At 69.5% G+C, this 17,489-nt stretch carries 12 protein-coding genes; 6 read left to right on the forward strand and 6 right to left on the reverse strand.

Annotated elements, in window-relative coordinates; genetic code table 11:
* From B1759_RS11175 to B1759_RS11200, 6 genes are all read left to right on the forward strand, one after another.
* The gene (locus tag B1759_RS11175; protein WP_095515162.1) at window positions 1-1,404 is read left to right on the forward strand and encodes a 4Fe-4S dicluster domain-containing protein; all 1,404 of its coding nucleotides are present in this window, start codon (window positions 1-3) and stop codon (window positions 1,402-1,404) included.
* A 234-nt stretch (window positions 1,405-1,638) separates the two neighbouring features.
* Window positions 1,639-3,063 carry a hypothetical protein gene (locus tag B1759_RS11180; protein WP_095515163.1) on the forward strand — a complete coding sequence of 475 codons (1,425 nt, stop codon included), beginning with the start codon at window positions 1,639-1,641 and terminating at the stop codon, window positions 3,061-3,063.
* Window positions 3,064-3,255: 192 nt separating this feature from the next.
* A complete protein-coding gene (locus tag B1759_RS11185) occupies window positions 3,256-3,738 on the forward strand; it encodes a c-type cytochrome (RefSeq protein ID WP_095515164.1) in 483 nt (160 codons plus the stop codon).
* 79 nt (window positions 3,739-3,817) lie between these two features.
* Complete coding sequence (locus B1759_RS11190; RefSeq protein WP_095515165.1) at window positions 3,818-4,045, forward strand: hypothetical protein; 228 nt, start codon at window positions 3,818-3,820, stop codon at window positions 4,043-4,045.
* Window positions 4,046-4,090: 45 nt separating this feature from the next.
* Window positions 4,091-5,641: a YifB family Mg chelatase-like AAA ATPase gene (locus B1759_RS11195; RefSeq protein WP_095515166.1), complete on the forward strand. Its 1,551-nt coding sequence runs from the start codon at window positions 4,091-4,093 to the stop codon at window positions 5,639-5,641.
* 102 nt (window positions 5,642-5,743) lie between these two features.
* Window positions 5,744-11,236: a T9SS type A sorting domain-containing protein gene (locus tag B1759_RS11200; RefSeq protein ID WP_095515167.1), complete on the forward strand. Its 5,493-nt coding sequence runs from the start codon at window positions 5,744-5,746 to the stop codon at window positions 11,234-11,236.
* A gap of 159 nt (window positions 11,237-11,395) precedes the next feature.
* Here B1759_RS11200 and B1759_RS11205 read toward each other — a convergent pair whose 3' ends face one another.
* The 6 genes from B1759_RS11205 to zwf all read right to left on the reverse strand — a co-directional run bounded on the left by B1759_RS11205 (window position 11,396) and on the right by zwf (window position 17,461).
* Window positions 11,396-11,815 carry a hypothetical protein gene (locus B1759_RS11205; protein ID WP_095515168.1) on the reverse strand — a complete coding sequence of 140 codons (420 nt, stop codon included), beginning with the start codon at window positions 11,813-11,815 and terminating at the stop codon, window positions 11,396-11,398.
* A gap of 143 nt (window positions 11,816-11,958) precedes the next feature.
* Window positions 11,959-12,705: an MBL fold metallo-hydrolase gene (locus B1759_RS11210; protein WP_095515169.1), complete on the reverse strand. Its 747-nt coding sequence runs from the start codon at window positions 12,703-12,705 to the stop codon at window positions 11,959-11,961.
* Window positions 12,706-12,791: 86 nt separating this feature from the next.
* Window positions 12,792-13,811: a polyprenyl synthetase family protein gene (locus B1759_RS11215; RefSeq protein WP_198948827.1), complete on the reverse strand. Its 1,020-nt coding sequence runs from the start codon at window positions 13,809-13,811 to the stop codon at window positions 12,792-12,794.
* A 97-nt stretch (window positions 13,812-13,908) separates the two neighbouring features.
* Window positions 13,909-15,189 (reverse strand): DUF2851 family protein, encoded by a 1,281-nt coding sequence (locus B1759_RS11220; protein ID WP_095515170.1) that lies wholly within the window; start codon window positions 15,187-15,189, stop codon window positions 13,909-13,911.
* A 46-nt stretch (window positions 15,190-15,235) separates the two neighbouring features.
* The gene (gene pgl, locus B1759_RS11225; protein ID WP_095515171.1) at window positions 15,236-15,973 is read right to left on the reverse strand and encodes a 6-phosphogluconolactonase; all 738 of its coding nucleotides are present in this window, start codon (window positions 15,971-15,973) and stop codon (window positions 15,236-15,238) included.
* 21 nt (window positions 15,974-15,994) lie between these two features.
* Window positions 15,995-17,461, reverse strand: coding sequence for a glucose-6-phosphate dehydrogenase (gene zwf, locus B1759_RS11230; RefSeq protein ID WP_095515172.1), 1,467 nt, complete (start codon window positions 17,459-17,461; stop codon window positions 15,995-15,997).
* Window positions 17,462-17,489: the final 28 nt, after the last annotated feature.

Here is a 17,489-nt window from a genome sequence, read left to right on the forward strand (position 1 = left end):
ATGACCCCCTCCGGCCTCCCACTCTACAACCCCGAGGCGGACCTGTCGCTGTTCTCGAACCCGGCGTTCCGACCGACGGGACTCCAGCGGTTGGGCCTCGTAGGCGTGGCCGTCGGGGTGGCGGCGTGCGTGGTGGCGCTCGCGAGTGGGCTCGGCGCGGCGCACCCGCTGGCGTTCGGCGTGACGGCGCTGCTCGGTCTTGGCGGCGGGGGCGTGCTGTATGCGCTCGGCGGGCTCGCCCATCCGGCAGGCGTCCGCACGGAGGGGACGATGGTGTCTTCGAACGAGGCACGCGGCGCCGTCGGTTGGGCGATCGGACTGGCGCTGACGGGCCTCTACGTGGTCCTTTACTTCTGGCCCGCCGGCCTGGCCGGGCTGATCCCCCTCGCCGATCCGCTGTCGCGTCTGCTCCGCGACCAGCCCGCGACGCTCGACAACGGCGGGCAGTGGTTCCTCTACACGACGCTGTACACGCTGGCGGTCGCCGTGATGGGCGTCCGCGCGCTCGTGCGGTACCGGCACAGCCGCTACCACCAGCTGCGGACACTGAGCGTCGTGTTCTTCCAGACGGTGATCGCCTTCGCGCTGCCGTTTTTCCTCGTCGCCATCCAGCAGCCAGAGCTCTACCTCCATTACACGTGGCCGCTGGACTACGACCTGTTCTTCCCCTGGAAGATCGCAGAACTGCGCGCGGAAGGAACGCTGGGCGTCGCCATGCTGATCTGGGGCGTCGTGATGATCGCGGTCGTCACACCGGTGCTGACGTTCTTCTTCGGCAAGAGGTGGTACTGCTCGTGGGTGTGCGGCTGCGGCGGCCTCGCGGAGACGGCGGGCGACCCGTACCGCCACCTGGCCGACACGTCCACGGCGGCCTGGAAGGTGGAGCGCTGGATGGTGCACGGCATCCTCGCGGTCATCACGGCGGCGACGGTGCTGCTGGGCGTCGCCGCGGTCGCCGAGGTGGGATGGCTGGACGCAGTCGCGGGGACCGTGGGCTGGATCTACGGGCTGCTGATCGGCTCCATCTTCGCCGGGGTCGTCGGCGTCGGCTTCTATCCGATCTTCGGGACGCGGATGTGGTGTCGGTTCGGGTGCCCGATGGCGGCCATCCTGGGCCTCCAGCAGCGGTTCTTCTCGCGCTTCCGGATCACCACCAACGGCGGCCAGTGCATCTCCTGCGGCCAGTGCTCGGCGTACTGCGAGATGGGGATCGACGTGAAGGCCTACGCCCAGCGCGGTCAGAACATCGTCCGCGCCAGCTGTGTGGGATGCGGCATCTGCGCGACGGTGTGCCCGCGGGGGGTGCTGCGTCTGGAGAACGGAGCCGACACCTCGGGTGCCAGCCGGGCGGGGGTGCCGGTGAACAACCTCATCCTGGATCTCGACATTCTCCCCGACGCGTGAGCGGAGCGGAGGAGCGACGGTGTGCACCGCTCTCGACCGGGTCTGTACGCTCAGCAAACCGCGTTTAGGACACCGGACGCGCGGGATCTCGTGTCCCCACAGGATTTTATGCTGACGGGGTGTCGCTTATCCGGTCCTTCATGCTAGGTTGATCCTCAATCAGAGCGTTCCGGGGTGCCCTTGGCGTGCCCGGCCGCCGAGTCGATCCTTCCCCAACACCCTCCACGGACCCTCATGCGTCTTCTCCCCACACTCCTGCTCGCCGCCGGCCTGACCGCCGCTGCGAGCGCCCAGTCCAATACGGGCTCAGTGGTTGCCAGCGGCGACGCCAACGTCGCCACCATCGACCAGTCGGGCAACATCGTCAACACGGCCTCGATCGTGCAGTCGGGCGACAACAACACGGCGAGCCAGACGCAGGGCGCGGCCCCCGGCTTCCTGCCGCCGATTTTCTTCGATGCGACGGTCGACCAGTCGGGTGACCGAAACACCGTTACGCAGACCCAGGGCAACCCCTTCGGCAACCCCAACTTCGGCGACACCGACAGCCGCGTGAACGCGGTCCAGAGCGGCGACGACAACTCCGCAGAGCAGACCCAGACCAACTCGGGCTGCTGCACGGGCGGCCTGAACACGTCCGACCTCACGGTCGATCAGTCGGGCAACAACAACACGTCCGTCCAGAACCAGTACACGCTCAACTGGGTCGGCGTCCAGGTCAACAGCGGCACGGTGATCCAGACGGGGGACGACAACACCGCCGAGCAGCAGCAGGAGGACAACTCCACCAAGACGGCCCTCATCGACCAGAGCGGCGCCTTCAACACGGCGTTCCAGGGCCAGGATGGCAACAACAACCCCGCAGCCGGCTCGCTGGACGCCTCGGTGACCCAGTCGGGTGACATGAACGATGTCTCCCAGTTGCAGATCGTCGCCTCGAACGCGGTCGGCCCTGTGGTGCAGGTGGCCACGGCAGATCAGTCGGGCAACAACAACGTGCTGTACCAGGAGCTGAACCACTTCGTGGGTTCGCCCTTCGGCAACGCCACGCACACCGCGACGGCCACGCAGACCGGCGACGACAACGACGGCACGCAGGTGATCGGCCTCCTCGGCGGAGCCAGCCCGGCGGATGCGTCGATGTCTCTCGACCAGTCGGGTGACCGCAACGTCTCGACCCAGATCCAGCAGTCGGTCAACTACGGCGGCGGCTTCAGCTTCTCGTCGGCGAGCGTCTCCCAGACGGGCGACGACAACACGGCGTCGCAGACGCAGGACGACCTCGGCGACATCGAGGCGAGCATCACGCAGGCCGGCACGTTCAACTCGGCGACGCAGTACCAGGACGCCGAGAGCTTCGAGGGCGACCTCGACGCGACCATCTCGCAGGCGGGCACCGGCAACGTCGCCACCCAGGACCAGCGCGTCGACGACCGTCCGGGCGTCGCGACCTTCGCGATCCACTCGGCCGACCTCACGCAGGACGGCACGATGAACACCTCGTCGCAGATCCAGTCCGGCAACGGTGGTCACACGAGCATCGCGACCCAGATCGGCGACATGAACACGTTCTCCATCATGCAGTCGGGCACGCTCGGTCACACGAGCACCCACACGCAGATGGGCACCAACAACAACACGACGATCGTCCAGAACTAGGGACCCTCGACCGGTTGCTTGAGAGGCCCGCGGGAGACTCGCTCTCCCGCGGGCCTCGTCGCGTCTGGCGCTCCCGACGTGGCACGCTTGGGGGACGGGCACGCGGCCCTCGCCAGGAAACCAGTCTGTGAAGCACTTGTGCAGGGAGGCATTCGTGGCGACGTTGCCGAGGTCCAGTTGCCCCCTCGCGCCATGCGTTTGCTGCTTCCCGTCCTCCTCTTCGTGGTCGTCCTGCTGGCGGCCTACGCGCCTGCTCCTGTTTCCCCGGTGGCGTCGCCCGAGGCGACTGTCCGCTGGGAGAACCTCCAGGTGCTCCCGGACACGCTCTCTCGCGACGCGCTCATGGGGATCATGCGTGGCTTTACCGGCGCGCTGGGCGTCCGCTGCGACCACTGCCACGCCCGCGGGAGCGAGGGACCGCCCGATTTTCCGTCGGACGCCAATCCCATGAAGGACGTCGCCCGCGACATGATGCGGATGACGTGGCAGATCAACACCGAGACCCTCCCGGCCATCGAGGGGCTGCAGGAGGCAGACGGGATGCAGGTCACCTGCTACACGTGCCATCGTGGGGGGACCCATCCAGCCACGAGTGCTCCTGCGGAAGGAGAGGCTGCGCCCGTGGAGCGGGACCGGAACGAGCACCCGCACGGCGACCACGGGAGCGACGGCTGAACTCATCCGCCTCGGTGCTGAGACGGGACCCTGGGCTCAGGCCGCTTCGTCAGACGCCCCTCTTCCTACGATTGCCTCAATGCCTACCCTGCCTGCTCCGCGCCCCGTCACGCCGGTCCGCGCCCTCGTGTTGTTCGTCGTCTATACGGTCGCGTTCGCGCTCGGCGGCGGGCTGGCGGCGGGCATCATGGCGTTCGTGTTCGAGGCCGTCAGCACGGAGGGCTACGACCCGACGGTCTATGCGATCACGTTCGGCGTGACCGGCTTCATCGCGTACCGGCTGGCCCAGCGCGTGGCCGAAGGGTAGATCTGCGACCCTTCCGGGTCTATGGGGCGACACACCCGCCCCGAGATGCTGTCGAGAGTCTGGAGCAGCGCCGTCCTCGGCGTCGACGCGCTCCCCATCGAGATCGAGACCCACACCGAGCCCAACATCCCACGCTGGACGGTGGTGGGGTTGCCGGACGGGGCCGTCCGCGAGAGCCGCGATCGGGTCTGGGCTGCGCTCAAAACGTCCGGACTGCCGACGCCGCGCGGCGCGGTGACGGTTAACCTCGCGCCCGCAGACGTGAGGAAGGAAGGCTCGGCGTACGACCTGCCGCTCGCACTGGGGTTGCTGGCGGCCATCGGCGAGGGGCTGATCACGCAGGATGTGCTCGACGAGGTCGTGATCGTCGGAGAACTCGGCCTGGATGGTGCGGTGCGACCGGTGCGCGGCATCCTGCCGATGGCCATCGGCGCGCGTGACGATGGGCGGCGGGCGATGCTCGTCCCTCCCGAGAATGCGGCCGAGGCGGCGGTGGTGGAGGGACTGGAGGTCTACCCGGTCCGCACCCTCCAAGAAGCCTTCAACTTCCTGACGCGCGAGCGGGGGCGAGGCACGCCGGAGCCGACCCATGCCCACGTCGCCTCTGCCGTCGAAGCGGGTGGCCCCGACTTCGCGGACGTGAGGGGACAGGGGCTCGTCAAGCGGGCCCTGGAGGTCGCCGCCGCGGGCGGCCACAACGCGCTCATGGTCGGGCCGCCGGGCTCGGGCAAGACCATGCTCGCGCGCCGGCTTCCCGGCATCCTGCCGCCGTTGTCGTCGGCCGAGGCGCTGGAAACGACCAAGATCCTTAGCGTCAGCGGGCGGTCGACCTCACGCGGGGGACTGGTGTCGGAGCGTCCGTTTCGGTCGCCGCACCACACGATCTCCAACGCGGGCCTCGTCGGCGGTGGGTCGAACCCGATGCCGGGGGAGATCTCACTGGCTCACAACGGGGTCCTGTTCCTCGACGAACTGCCTGAGTTCGACCGACCGGTGCTGGAAGTGCTGCGGCAGCCGCTGGAAGAAGGGGAGGTGACCATCGCGCGGGCGCGGGCGACGGTCCGCTACCCAGCCCGCTTCATGCTGATCGCGAGCATGAACCCGTGCCCGTGCGGCCACGCAGGCGACCCGACGCGGGCGTGCGTCTGCGCGCCGGGCCAGGTGCAGCGGTATCTCGCCAAGGTGAGTGGTCCGTTATTGGATCGGATCGATCTGCATGTCGAGGTGACGCCGGTTCCCTTCGACGACCTCAGCCGTCGGGAGGATGCCGAGCCGAGTGCGGCGGTGCGCCGGCGTGTAGAAGCCGCCCGCGAGCGCCAGGCGGTCCGCTTCGCCTCCGTCGCCGGGCGCTACTGCAACGCGCAACTGACGAGCCCCGAAGTCCGCCGCTGGTGCCGCCTGGACGACGCCGGGCGGGGCCTGCTCAAGTCGGCCCTGACGCGACTGGGCTTGTCGGCGCGGGCCCACGACCGAATCCTCAAGGTGGCGCGCACCATCGCCGACCTCGACGGCGCCGAGGCCGTCGCCCCCGCGCATGTCGCGGAGGCGATCCAGTATCGGTCGCTCGACCGGGCGGGGTGGGGCGTGGGAGGATGAGAACGCTGGGGGATGACCAAAAAACCGTTTGATCCCCTGAAGCGCACGGGGAGGAGTGCCGGTCTACCTTGCGAGCCACCCCCACTTCGGTTGATACGGCTCATGCGACTTTCTGTACTCCTGGCCTTCCTGCTCACGGCGGCATCGGCTCAGGCCCAGCCCACCTTCAGTCGCTCGTTCGCTCCGAACGCCATTGGCCCAGGCAGCCAGACGACGCTCACCTATTTTCTCACCAACCCGGAGCCCGTGCGGATCGATGGCCTGGCGTTCACGGACTCCTTCGCCGGTCAAGAGGGGGTGGGCGCAGGACTCATGGTGGCGTCGCCCGCACAGGCGACCACGACCTGTCCGGCGGAGCAGGGCGGAGCCGTCGTCCTGACCGCCACCGAAGGCAGCTCGGTCGTGAGCTTCTCGGGTGCATCGCTCCCTGCGGGCGCCTCCTGCACCGTCACCGTCAACGCGACGGCGTCGACGCCCGCTGTGTATGAGACCTCGGCCGTGCTTTCATCGAGCGTGGGGGATAGCCAGCCAGCGTCCGCGACGCTGACAGTCGACGCGAACCGGATCGGCTTCACGAAGAGCTTCGCGCCGGCCTCGGTGCCGTTTGGCGGGCGCAGCAGGCTCACGTACGTGCTCGACGCCAGCGCCTCGGGCAACTCGTTCAACTCCCTCTCCGTGACGGACATGCTGCCGGAGGGAATCACCGTCGCCGACCCGGCGAACGCGTCGACCACCTGCGAGACGGCTCAGGTGGCCGCCTCGCCGGGTAGCAGCCAGGTGGTCCTGTCCAATCCAATCGGGGTCGTCTTCCTCTCTGCCGGAGCCACCTGCACGGTGTCGGTTGACGTGATCGGCGGCGTGATCGGGCAACTCGGCTCGGTGTCGGGCGACCTCTCGGCCCGCAATCAGACCTTCGTGATCCTGAGCAACGGACTGGCGGGAGCCACACTGGGGGTGACGGGCGGTGGGCTCCAACTGTCGAAGACGTTCGTAGACGACCCGGCGGCTCCGGGCGGCACCGTCACCGCGCGCTACCGGGTCACCAACCTGAGCCGACTCGATCAGGCCACGGCCATCGCCTTCGAGGACGACCTCGACGCGGCGCTGCTGGGCCTGGCAGCGACCGGCACCCCGACTCCAGCGTGTGGCGGAACCGTATCCGGGACCTCGACCCTCGTCTTGAGCGATGGCGTCCTGGCTCCTGAAGCCTCGTGTTCCTTCGATGTCTCCCTTCAGATCCCCGCGGGTGCGTCCCCCGGGACGTACCCGGCTGCCACGGGTCCGATCACCGCGACCGTGGGGGGCTCGGTGGTGACGGGTGCGCCCGCATCGGACGACCTGTTCGTGGCGTTCGTGCCCACGTTCGCCAAAAGCATCACCCCGGACCCGGCTTCAGGAGGGGAGCTGGTCACGGTCGCCTACACGATCACCAACACCGACACCGACACGGGGAATGGGCTGACCGACCTGCGCATGGACGATCCGTTGTCGGGGGACATCGGGGGAGCAGTCATCGAATCCCTGCCCGCCAATGGGTCCTGTGGGCCAGGGTCCGTGTTCTTCGTCCAGTCGGTCGGAGGCATCTCGACCTTCAGCTTCTCGGGTGGGGCGGTCGATCCCGGCGCGTCGTGCACGTTCGACGTGGGGGTTCGGTTGGCCGCTGGGACGCCGACCGGGGAGTATGTGACCACCTCGGGACCGCTTCAGGGGCAGTTGGGCGGTGCGGCCGTAACGGCCCCCGGCGCGACGGCCACCTTCCAGGTGTTCTCGCCGCCCGCGCTGTCGGTGTCGTTGCCTCCTGAGGCGGTGCAACCCGGCGGGACCGTCGACCTGACCATCGCCATCAACCAGAGCGATGAGGACACCTTCGGCGCGAGCGAACTCGGGTTCACGCTCGATCTCGCCGCTTTGCCAGGCCTCAGCGCGACGGGCCTCCCCATCATGGGGTGCGGCGGCACGCTGAGCGGAAGCGCGGGCGACACCTTCCTGACGTTCTCGGGCGGGTCTCTGCTGCCTGCCGAGGACTGCACGTTCGACGTGACCCTCGCCGTCGACGGCTCGGCGGCATCTGGGACGACGACGCTCACGACGAGCCCGCTTACGGCGACGGTCTCCGGACAGGCCGTGACCGGAGTGGCGGCCTCGGCCGACCTCACCGTGTCGTCGCTGACGTTCTCGACCACGTTCGTCGGCGACCCCGTCAATCCCGGGACTGCACTCGACGTGACCTTCGACATCGCGAACGTCAGCGCCACGGCGAACGCGACGGCGATCACCTTCACGGACAACTTCAGCAGCGTGATCACCGGCATGACGATCACGTCGGCGGGGGAGGCCGACGTGTGTGGCCCGGGGTCCCAGTCCATCGTCTCCGGCTCGTCGTTCTTCATCGTGACCGGGGGGGCACTCGCCCCGGGCGAGTCGTGCCAGATCTCGGCGACCGTCCTGGTCCCGGCGAACGCGGCCAGCGGCGACTACACGAACGTGACGAGCGCACTGACCTTCCAGGAGGGTGGCACGAGCCGCGCCATCCCTGCAGCCACGGACGTGCTCACGGTAACGGAGAATGTGCCGCCGCTCTTCACGGCGGCCTTTGACCCGACGGTGATCGCCACGAACGGCACGAGCACCCTCACCCTCACCATCGACAACGCCGCTTCGCTCGCCGAGGCGGCTGATCTGGCCGTGGCCACAGCGCTGCCGACCAACGTGGTGGTCGCCACGCCCTCCAGCGCCTCGACCTCCTGCGCCGGCGGGACGCTGACGGCGGCGGACGGAGGCACCTCGGTGTCGTACACGGGCGGCTCGGTCGCGGGCGGCGCCTCCTGCACGATTTCGCTCGACATCACCGGCACCGCTTCCGACCTCTACACCGTGACGACGGGCGACCTCACCTCGTCCCTGGGCAACAGTGGCCCGGCGAGCGCCGACCTGCGCGTGGCAGAGCTGATGTTCGCCAAGACGTTCGCCGAGGACGGTGTGGCAGCGGGAGGCTCGACCGACCTGACGTTCACGCTCATGAACGGCAGCACGGCGGACACCTACCAGCGGCTCGCGTTCTCGGACGACCTCGATGCCTTCCTCACCGGGGCCGTCGCCTCGGGGACGCCTCAGACGGATGTCTGTGGCACCGGCTCTCAACTCACGGGTACGTCAGTGCTGTCGCTCAGCGACGGCACGCTGGCACCGGGGGAGAGTTGCTCGTTTACCGTGACCGTCGTGCTCCCCGGTGCCGCCTCGCCCGGTGTATATGTCAACGAGACCAGTGCGCTCACCGCGCGGGTCGGCGTGGCCGACGTGACGCTCCCGGCGGCCACCGACGCCCTGCAGGTGTTCGTGCCGCCGACGTTCGCGAAGGCGTTCGCCCCGGACGCGGTCCTCTTCGGCGAGGGCAGCACGCTCACCTTCACCATCGACAACACCGCCGAGGTGGCCGCGGCGACCGATCTCGCCTTCGCCGACGATTTCCCTGCGGGGCTCGTGATCGCGACGCCTTCCAACGCATCCACCACCTGCACGGGTGGGACGCTGACGGCGGCCGATGGCGCGTCGGCCCTCACCTACACGGGTGGTACCGTCGCTGCGGGAACGGCGTGCGAGGTCACGGTTGACGTGATCAGCACGACACCGGGGACGTTCCTCAATACGTCGGGGGATCTCACGTCTTCACTCGGGAACAGCGGACCGGCCGCGGCGACGCTCGCGGTTGCCTCGCCCCCGCCGGCCTTCGCGAAAGCATTCTCCCCCGAGGAGATCCTCGCGGGCGGGGTGAGCACGCTCACGCTCAGCATCGACAACGCTGTCGCCACCGAGGCGGCCAGTGACCTCGACGTGACCGACAACCTCCCTGCTGGGATGACCGTCGCTACGCCGTCCAACGCGACGACGACCTGCACCGGGGGCACGCTGACCGCGGCCGATGGGGCCTCGACGCTCACGTACACCGGAGGTACCGTTGCGGCGGGCGCGTCCTGCACGGTGGCCGTGGACGTCACGAGCGCGACGCCGGGAGACCTGGTCAACACGACCGGGGAGCTGACCTCCTCGCTCGGGACCAGCGGCACGGCGTCGGCGACGCTGACGGTCTCGGCTGCGCCACCGACCTTCACGAAGGCCTTCGCTCCGGAGACGGTGGCGCTGGGGGGGCGGAGCACACTCACGCTGGTCATCGACAACGCGGCTGCGCCCGTCGCGGCGACCGATCTCACGTTCACGGACGCCCTCCCGTCGGGGATGGTGATCGCGACGCCTGGCAATGCCGCTGCGACCTGCACGGACGGGACGCTGGTCGCCATCGACGGTGCCTCGACGCTGTCGTACAGCGGAGGGACGGTGGCCGCGAGCGCCTCGTGCACGATCTCGGTGGACGTGACGGGCACGGAGGTCGGCGCCCTCGTCAACACGACGAGTGACCTGACCTCCTCCCTCGGCAACAGCGGTCCGGCGTCGGCTACCCTTACGGTCGAGCAGCCCGCGCTGCTGGCGACGAAGGCGTTCGCCCTCTTCGACCGCGACAATCCGCGCACGGCCGATGAGGGAGAGACCATCCGCTACACCATCGAGGCGTCGGTGGAGGACGGCCGGACGCTCTCCGGCGTCGTCTTCGACGACGTCCTGAGTCCCTACACGGCGCTGCGCGTGGGGTCGGTGAGCACCAACGTCGGCGTGGTGACCTCGGGTAACGACCCCGGCGACACGAGCGTGTCCGTCGACCTGGGCACGCTCACGCCCGCCTCGGGCACGGTGAAGATCACCTTCAACACTGCCGTGGTCGGCGGCATCCCGGAGTCGGTCGCGGTCCTCTGCAACCAGGGCACCTTCACGGGCGACTTCCCCGTCGTAGGAACGGATGACCCGAGTGAGCCTGGGATCAGCGACCCGACCTGCACGCCCGTGACCCAGCCCGACGTCAACATCGAGGTGGTGTCGCTGACGGCGGAGCGCGGGGGCCAGGTCGTGATGCAGGGCACGCTGACCAACACGACGGCGAACCCGATTCGCGTCCAGGTCTCGGGCCGCCTCCTGACCCCGGACGGGCAGACCATCCCCAGCGAGGGGCGTCGCGTCTCCGTTCAGCCCGGTGCGACCATCGGGCCCGCTCAGCTGATCCGCGGCATCAACCTCTCGGCGTCGGCGCCGGACGGCTTGTACCGGCTGACGCTGGACGCGGTGACGGTCAACACGAGCCGCCTCGTGGATACGGACGTGGTCGAGTTCACCCTGACGCCCGCTGGCATGCTGGCGGACGCCTCGGACGCCACCACGGCGGACGCCGACGTGCCGGCGGCGGCCGTCGCCGCGCCCGCCGCTGCGTCGCTCTCTGCGGAGGACCTCGCTGCCATCGAGCCGGGCGCAGGGCCGAACCCGTTCCTCGGGCGGACCGTGATCCGCTACGGGCTGCCCGAGGCGGCCCAGGTCGACCTTCGCGTGTTCGACCTTCAGGGTCGGCTCGTGGCGGTGCTGGAGAGCGGCTCGCGTCCGGCAGGCCTGGAAGAGGTGGTCTTCGATGCCTCGGCGCGGCCCGTTGGCGTCTACATCTGGCGCCTAAGCATCGACGGGGAGGTGACGACGGGCCGGGTCACGCTCGTCCGGTAGCGACGACTCGCCGGTTCTTCTCGCGGGCGCGGCTTCTTCAGAGGCTGCGCCCGCGAGACGTTGTGATCGCATCTCCTGCCAACGCGTCGAGCACGTGCACGGGCGGCGGGACGGCGCGACACCGGTGGTCGATGCTCCCGAAGGAAGCTCCATGCTGATCTACTCGGGAGGAGGCATCGGCGCCTCGTCTACGTGCGTGGTACGCGTCGATGTGACCAGCGCGACGCCGGGCTCGGCCACCCGCACATCGAGCGCTCTCACGTCGACGGCGAGAGCCAGCGCGGCCGCGACGGCAGACCTCACCGTGGCCACCGACCGCCCCGGATTCAGCGCGTCCCTCTCGCCGACCTCGGTGACGCTGACGGTCGGAGCGCGCTCCCCTACATCTGGGGGGCGCCATCGGTAGTCCAGCCAACGCCGCCACGACGTGCGACGGCGCGCCCGTTGGCGCCACAGAGCCAGATCGCGACTGTCCGGTTTGAGGCGCTCAAGGCTGCAACCGTCCGTGTGGCCGTATACGACGCCCTCGGCCGCGAAGTCGCCAGCCTCGTGGACGCGCCCGTAGAGGCGGGACGCCACCAGGCGACCTTCGTGTCCGACGGACTCCCCAGCGGGACCTACCTGCTACGAATGCCCCCCTCCGAGGGCTTCGCGCAGACGCGATCGATCACCGTGATACGATGATTCGACCTCGCTCTGTCGACAGACGTCGGAGCGGAGCCCTACTGGCCGACCGAGACCTGGCCTCCGTCCTGGCCCCAGGTGGTCTCGTCGAAGATGGCCCGCGCGTCTGTCAGATCCTCGTCCGACGCGCCGACGGGGGCGTGGACGAGGACCAACCGCCCGACCCCCGCGCGGGCGGCCACGTCGGCGGCCTCTGCTGGGGAGCTGTGAACCCCAGAGAGTGAGCCGGTGCCCTCATGGATCAGCACGTCGGCGCCCATGGCGAGCGCCACCACCGCCTCGCTGTGTGCGGTGTCGCACGAGTAGACGAGCGTGCCCGCCTCGGTCGTAAACCGGAGCCCGATGGTCGGCACGGGGTGGTCCACCGGTGCAGCCGAGATGGTCAGTCCGCCCAGGCGGACGACGGGAGCGCCCGGCTCCATGACCACCGGGTGGAAGCGGCGCTCGGGGAGGCCCTGCCAGTGGAGGGTATCGAATATGGCGAACACGGCCCGTGCCTTTTCCAGCGTCGGGGCGGGTCCGTAGATGTTTAGCGCTTCGCGCCGCCCCATCAGCCACAGCTTCTCGATCAGAAGCGGGTATCCGGAAATGTGATCCGGGTGCTCGTGCGTCAAAATGATCGTGTCCACCGCCAGCGGGTCGAGGCCGCAGGCCAGCATCCGCTGCACCGCGTCCCCCCCGCAGTCGACGAGGACCACGTGTGCCTCGTATTCCACGGCGAGCATCGTGGTGGTTCGGTCGGGGCCAGCGTGTGCGGAGCCGGTGCCCAGGAGGTGGACGGTCATGGCGCGGAGAGAAACCGGAGTCTAGTGCCCCCGGTGCGTACCGTGCGCACAGAATCGGGCGCAGTCGCCGCGAATCAGGAGCGAGCCTATGCCTTCCGGGCGACGACGTAGGCGCAGAGGCCGACGAGCGCATCGCGGGCGTCCGAGACGGGGAACGCGCCCAGGGCGTCGGCGGCGTCCGTGGCGAGGGTGACCATGCGGGCCCGGGCTTCTGCCAGTCCCCCCGAGGTGGTCACGAACGTCACGACTTCGTCGACCTCCGCGCGGCTCTTCTTCCGCTTGCGCACGATCCGGCGGATCCGCTTCCGGGTGGGGTCGTCGGCACGCTCCAGCGCCAGGATGAGCGGGAGGGTCATCTTGCGGTCCTGGAGGTCCAGGCCGACCGGCTTGCCCGCCGTTGCGCTCGGGTCGTAGTCGAACAGGTCGTCACGGATCTGGAACGCGAGGCCGATGGTCTCGCCGATGGCTTTCGCGCGGGCGACGGTCTCCTCGTCGGCCCCCGCAGACGCAGCCCCGGCCGCCATGCAGGCAGCGATGAGCGAGCCGGTCTTGTCGGCGATGATCTGGAAGTAGCGCTCCTCGGTCATGTCCAGCTTGCGCGCTGTCTCCAGCTGGAGCAGTTCGCCCTCGGACATCCGGCGGACGGCGTCGGAGGTGATGTGAAGCAGATCGTAGTCGCGGGCGTCCAGGGCGAGCAGGAGGCCGCGGGAGAGCAGGTAGTCGCCCAGGAGCACGCCCACTTTGTTCTTCCAGAGCGCGTTGATGGACGCGACGCCGCGCCGGGTCTCTGCCTCGTCGATCACGTCGTCGTGGACGAGCGTCGCCGTGTGGAGCAACTCGACCAGCGTCGCGCCGCGGTAGCTCCGCTCGGTGATGCCGCCGCAGAGTTCGGCCGAGAGGAGCACCAGCGTCGGGCGGATCTGCTTGCCCTTCCGCTTGAGGAGGTACTGAACGATCGTGTCCAGGAGGCGGACCCGCGACCGCATCGCCTCCCGAAAGTGCTGCCGAAAGGTGGTCAGGTCCGGTGCGACGGGACCCTGAATCGCCTTGAGGCTCAGCGGAGCGGCGTCGGAGAGGGACGGCGGGGAGGCGACGGCAGGGGACACGCGGCGTTTTCAGTCGTGGTTGAAAGTTCCTACCGGTGCGGGGCCGTTCGGTTGCGGCACCGCAAGGCTCTCCCACGATTCTACACCCGAAGCCGCTCTACATGCGATCGAGCGCTGGATAGAGTGCGCGTCCGATGGCGCAGCGAGCGCAGCGCCCCTCCTGGCAGTAGGACCGGGCGAGCTGCTGGACCCCCTGCGCCTCGACCGCAGAGCGGGGTCGGAACCCCGCTTCGGCGAACGCCCGCGTGACGTGGTCCTCGGAGGTGGGAATGGATCGGTACAGGTCGAGGACCGCTCCCTCTGCGCCGGGATCCTCGCGTTGCTCGGCATCGAGCAAGAGCACCGGCAGGACAGCGTCGGCCAGGACGCGCACGGCGCGCGTGCGTCCCATCGGAGCGCTGCCGTCCGGGGGAGCCGGTCTCAGCAAGGTCAGAACGGGGTCGAGACCCGCTCGGGCTGCCTCGGCCAGGGTGGCGACCGCGTCGAGGCGGAGGGGGCCCGCGGGCGCCAGCCACGCCGCGGCCTGTGCGATGCGCCGCCGGGGCGCGTTGGCCGGGCGCCCGCCCCGGCGCCAGGCGTCGGACCGCATGGGGGGCTCGGTGGAGGTCGCCGGATCGAAGAGGTCCGTGCGCTCCAGGCCGGAGGCGGCCAGCAACCGGTCCTGGATGGCACGGCCGTCGAGGGCGCGCACGGCGGTGAGAGAGACGCGCTCCGCGAGCGTCTCGAACGCATCCGCGTTCGCCTCATAGCCGAGCGCTCGGAACATGCGCCTGACCAAGAGACGGTCGAGGTCGGGGCGCTGCCCGTACGCCCGCCCGACTTCCTGCGCGCGGTGCCGGAGCCGTTCCGTGCCCAGGTGTCGGATCCAGTCCCCGGCGAGCTTCGGGTCCACCTCACGCCACCGCGAACCGCACTGGGGCGTCGTGGCCGCGTCCAGATGAAACGCACGCAGCAGCGCCCGGAGCGACCGGTCGAGGTGGGGGAGGAGCACCAACTCCGGCAACTCCGATCCGTCGGCCCGTCGGAGCGTTCCGGTCCGCCGGTCCGCCGTCAGCACGACGTGCAGCACGACCCGGTCGTAGGCCGAGTCGAGGTGGTGGCGGTGCGTCTCCCACGCCGAGCTGGACGTGTGGATCTCGATGTCCCCCGCCCACAGAAGCCCCCCGATCTCGACACGCGCATCCGAGACATCGGGGCCGGAGTCCCGGTTGAGCCGCCCGGCGTCGACGAGCCGCACCGGTTGGCCGTCCGTCGTCTGCAACCGGCTCGCGTCGAAGAGGCCGCGCACCCAGGCGTCCTGGATGGCGGCCTCGGGGATCCGGGCGATGCGGTCGAGCGGTTCGGCGACGAGGGGTTCGTGGACCAGCAGGTCAGTCATCGGGGCCAGGGGAGTTCGCCCCCATAGACCCGGCAGACCCGCAGATCTAACCTTCGTCGTCGTCTGCGAGGCCGGACGCGAGTTCGCGGTCGACCAGCCAGACCATCGTCCCGTCCACCTCGACCCGCGCGATGGGAGGGCCGACGGCCTCCCCGTCGTACGCGTCGAGCACCTCGGTGAAGGCGCCGCGCTTGCCCGCGCCGGCGGCGGCCACGAGGCAGAGGTCCGCTTTAGCGAGCGCGGGGAACGTCAGCGTGAGCCGGTCACGGACTGCAGCCGACGCGGGCGCATGACCGACCGTCACGCGCCGGTCGGTCTCGCCGAGCGCGTCGGTGCCGGGGAAGAGCGACGCCGTGTGTCCGTCCTCGCCCATCCCGAGGTGGAGCACGTCGAACCGGAGGTCGGCGCCGAAAAACTGCTCCAGGGCCTGTTCGTAGACGACCGATCCCTCCGGCGGTGGGCAGTCGCCGGGCATCTTGTGGACGTTCGTCTTCGGGATGCTGGCCGGGCGGATGAGCGTCCGGTTCGCCATAGCGAAGTTGCTCTCTGGGTGGTCCGGCGGGACGCACCGCTCGTCGCCCCAGAACAGGTGCACGCGGCCCCAGTCGATGCCCTCGGCCTCGGCGAGGCGGGCGTAGGCGGTGACCGGCGTGGAGCCGCCCGTGAGGCACAGCGTCACGCGCTTTTTCTCCGTCAGCGCCGCGCGAAGGGCGGTCGCCGTCCGGTCGGCCAGCGCCTCGGCGACGGCCTGTTTGCTGGGGAGAACGATGATCTCGGCAGACATGCGAATGGGAGGAGAGGGGGGTCAGCAGGTGTCGTCGGACGCCGCCACCTCTTCGGTCGGCGGCGCCTGGATGAGCGTCTCTGTGGCATCGGGGCCCCAGGTGCGGGACGGGTACGGGTGGACCTCGATGGCGTCGTTGTCGAGGATCTCCGAATACACGCGCCACGCTTCCTCAGCCTCGTCGCCGTGGACGAACAGCGTCGCGTCGCCGCGGACGATGTCGGCGAGGAGCGTCTCATACGCGTCCGGGAAGGCACCGAATCGGTCCTCGTAGTCGAACGACAGTTCCTGGGTGCTCACACCGAACCCGTTGCCGGGCGTCTTGACGTCGAAGGAGAGGCGGAAGCCTTCGTCGGGCTGGAGACGGAGGCGGAGTACGTTGGGCGTCGGGTCGCAGCCGCCCGACGTCTGGAAGAGCGTCACCGGCGGGCGCCGGAACACGACCGCGATCTCGGAGACGCGCGCGGGCATCCGCTTGCCGGTGCGGAGGATGAAGGGGACCCCCTGCCAGCGCCAGTTGTCGAGCTGGAGACGGACGGTGGCAAAGGTCTCGGTCCGTGAGCCCTCGGCGACGCCCTCGTGGTCGGCGTAGCCTTCCGGATCGTCGGGGCCGGAGGCGTACTGTCCCAGGATGACGGCGTCGGGGCGGGCGGTGCGGGTGGAGCGGAGCACCTTGATCTTCTCGCTGCGGATGCCCTCCGCGTCCAGCCGGGCCGGTGGGTCCATCGCCGTCAGCGCGAAGAGTTGCGTGAGGTGGTTCTGGATCATGTCGCGCAGCGTGCCCACGCCGTCGAAGTAGCCCGCGCGCCCGGCGGCATCGTTGGTCTCGGCGACGGTGATCTCGACACGCTCCACGTCCTGGCGCGTCCAGGCGGACTCGAAAAAGGCGTTCGCGAACCGGAAGACGAGCAGGTTCTGGACGGTCTCTTTCCCCAGGTAGTGGTCGATCCGATAGACGACGTCCTCGGGGAAGTGCTCATGGACGATCGCATTCAACTCCCGCGCGCTGGCCAGGTCGTGGCCGAACGGCTTCTCGATGACCAGACGCACCCACGGGGCATCCTCCGCCACGTGGTCGCCGACAGTCCCGCGCTCAGCCTCGTGCTCGCCGAGGGAGGCGATGGTGCCCGGAAAGGCAGACGGAGGCAGGGCCAGGTAGTAGACGCGCTCGCCCTCCAGGTCCCGCTCCTCCTCCAGTGCGGCGGCGGCGTCGAAGACGGGCGCGAGGTCGTCGTAGGCGGTCACGCGGGCATACCGGAGCGCGGCCTCGGCCCAGGCGCGGGCGTCGCTCTCGTCGACCCCACCCTCGGTCAGTGACGAGACGGCGGCGGCCTGGAGGCGGGCGTCATCCCAGTCCGACCGGCCGACGCCGAGGATGGTCGGCTCTGGAGCGCCTTCGCGCGTCGTGACGTGGTAGAGCGCGGGGAAGAGCTTGACCGCGGCGAGGTCGCCGGTGGCGCCGAAGAGGACGAACAGGTGCGGATCCATCACGAGGTGAGAAGGGGCCTCGTGAATG

The organism is Rubrivirga sp. SAORIC476 (assembly GCF_002283555.1).
Taxonomy (GTDB): Bacteria; Bacteroidota; Rhodothermia; order Rhodothermales; family Rubricoccaceae; genus Rubrivirga.

Excerpts from the sequence above, each read along its gene's own strand:
- B1759_RS11175 (WP_095515162.1), top strand. The coding sequence starts at position 1 with ATGACCCCCTCCGGCCTCCCACTCTACAACCCCGAGGCGGACCTGTCG.
- B1759_RS11180 (WP_095515163.1), top strand. The coding sequence starts at position 1,639 with ATGCGTCTTCTCCCCACACTCCTGCTCGCCGCCGGCCTGACCGCCGCT.
- B1759_RS11185 (WP_095515164.1), top strand. The coding sequence starts at position 3,256 with ATGCGTTTGCTGCTTCCCGTCCTCCTCTTCGTGGTCGTCCTGCTGGCG.
- B1759_RS11190 (WP_095515165.1), top strand. The coding sequence starts at position 3,818 with ATGCCTACCCTGCCTGCTCCGCGCCCCGTCACGCCGGTCCGCGCCCTC.
- B1759_RS11195 (WP_095515166.1), top strand. The coding sequence starts at position 4,091 with ATGCTGTCGAGAGTCTGGAGCAGCGCCGTCCTCGGCGTCGACGCGCTC.
- B1759_RS11200 (WP_095515167.1), top strand. The coding sequence starts at position 5,744 with ATGCGACTTTCTGTACTCCTGGCCTTCCTGCTCACGGCGGCATCGGCT.
- B1759_RS11210 (WP_095515169.1), bottom strand. The coding sequence starts at position 12,705 with ATGACCGTCCACCTCCTGGGCACCGGCTCCGCACACGCTGGCCCCGAC.
- B1759_RS11220 (WP_095515170.1), bottom strand. The coding sequence starts at position 15,189 with ATGACTGACCTGCTGGTCCACGAACCCCTCGTCGCCGAACCGCTCGAC.
- pgl (WP_095515171.1), bottom strand. The coding sequence starts at position 15,973 with ATGTCTGCCGAGATCATCGTTCTCCCCAGCAAACAGGCCGTCGCCGAG.
- zwf (WP_095515172.1), bottom strand. The coding sequence starts at position 17,461 with ATGGATCCGCACCTGTTCGTCCTCTTCGGCGCCACCGGCGACCTCGCC.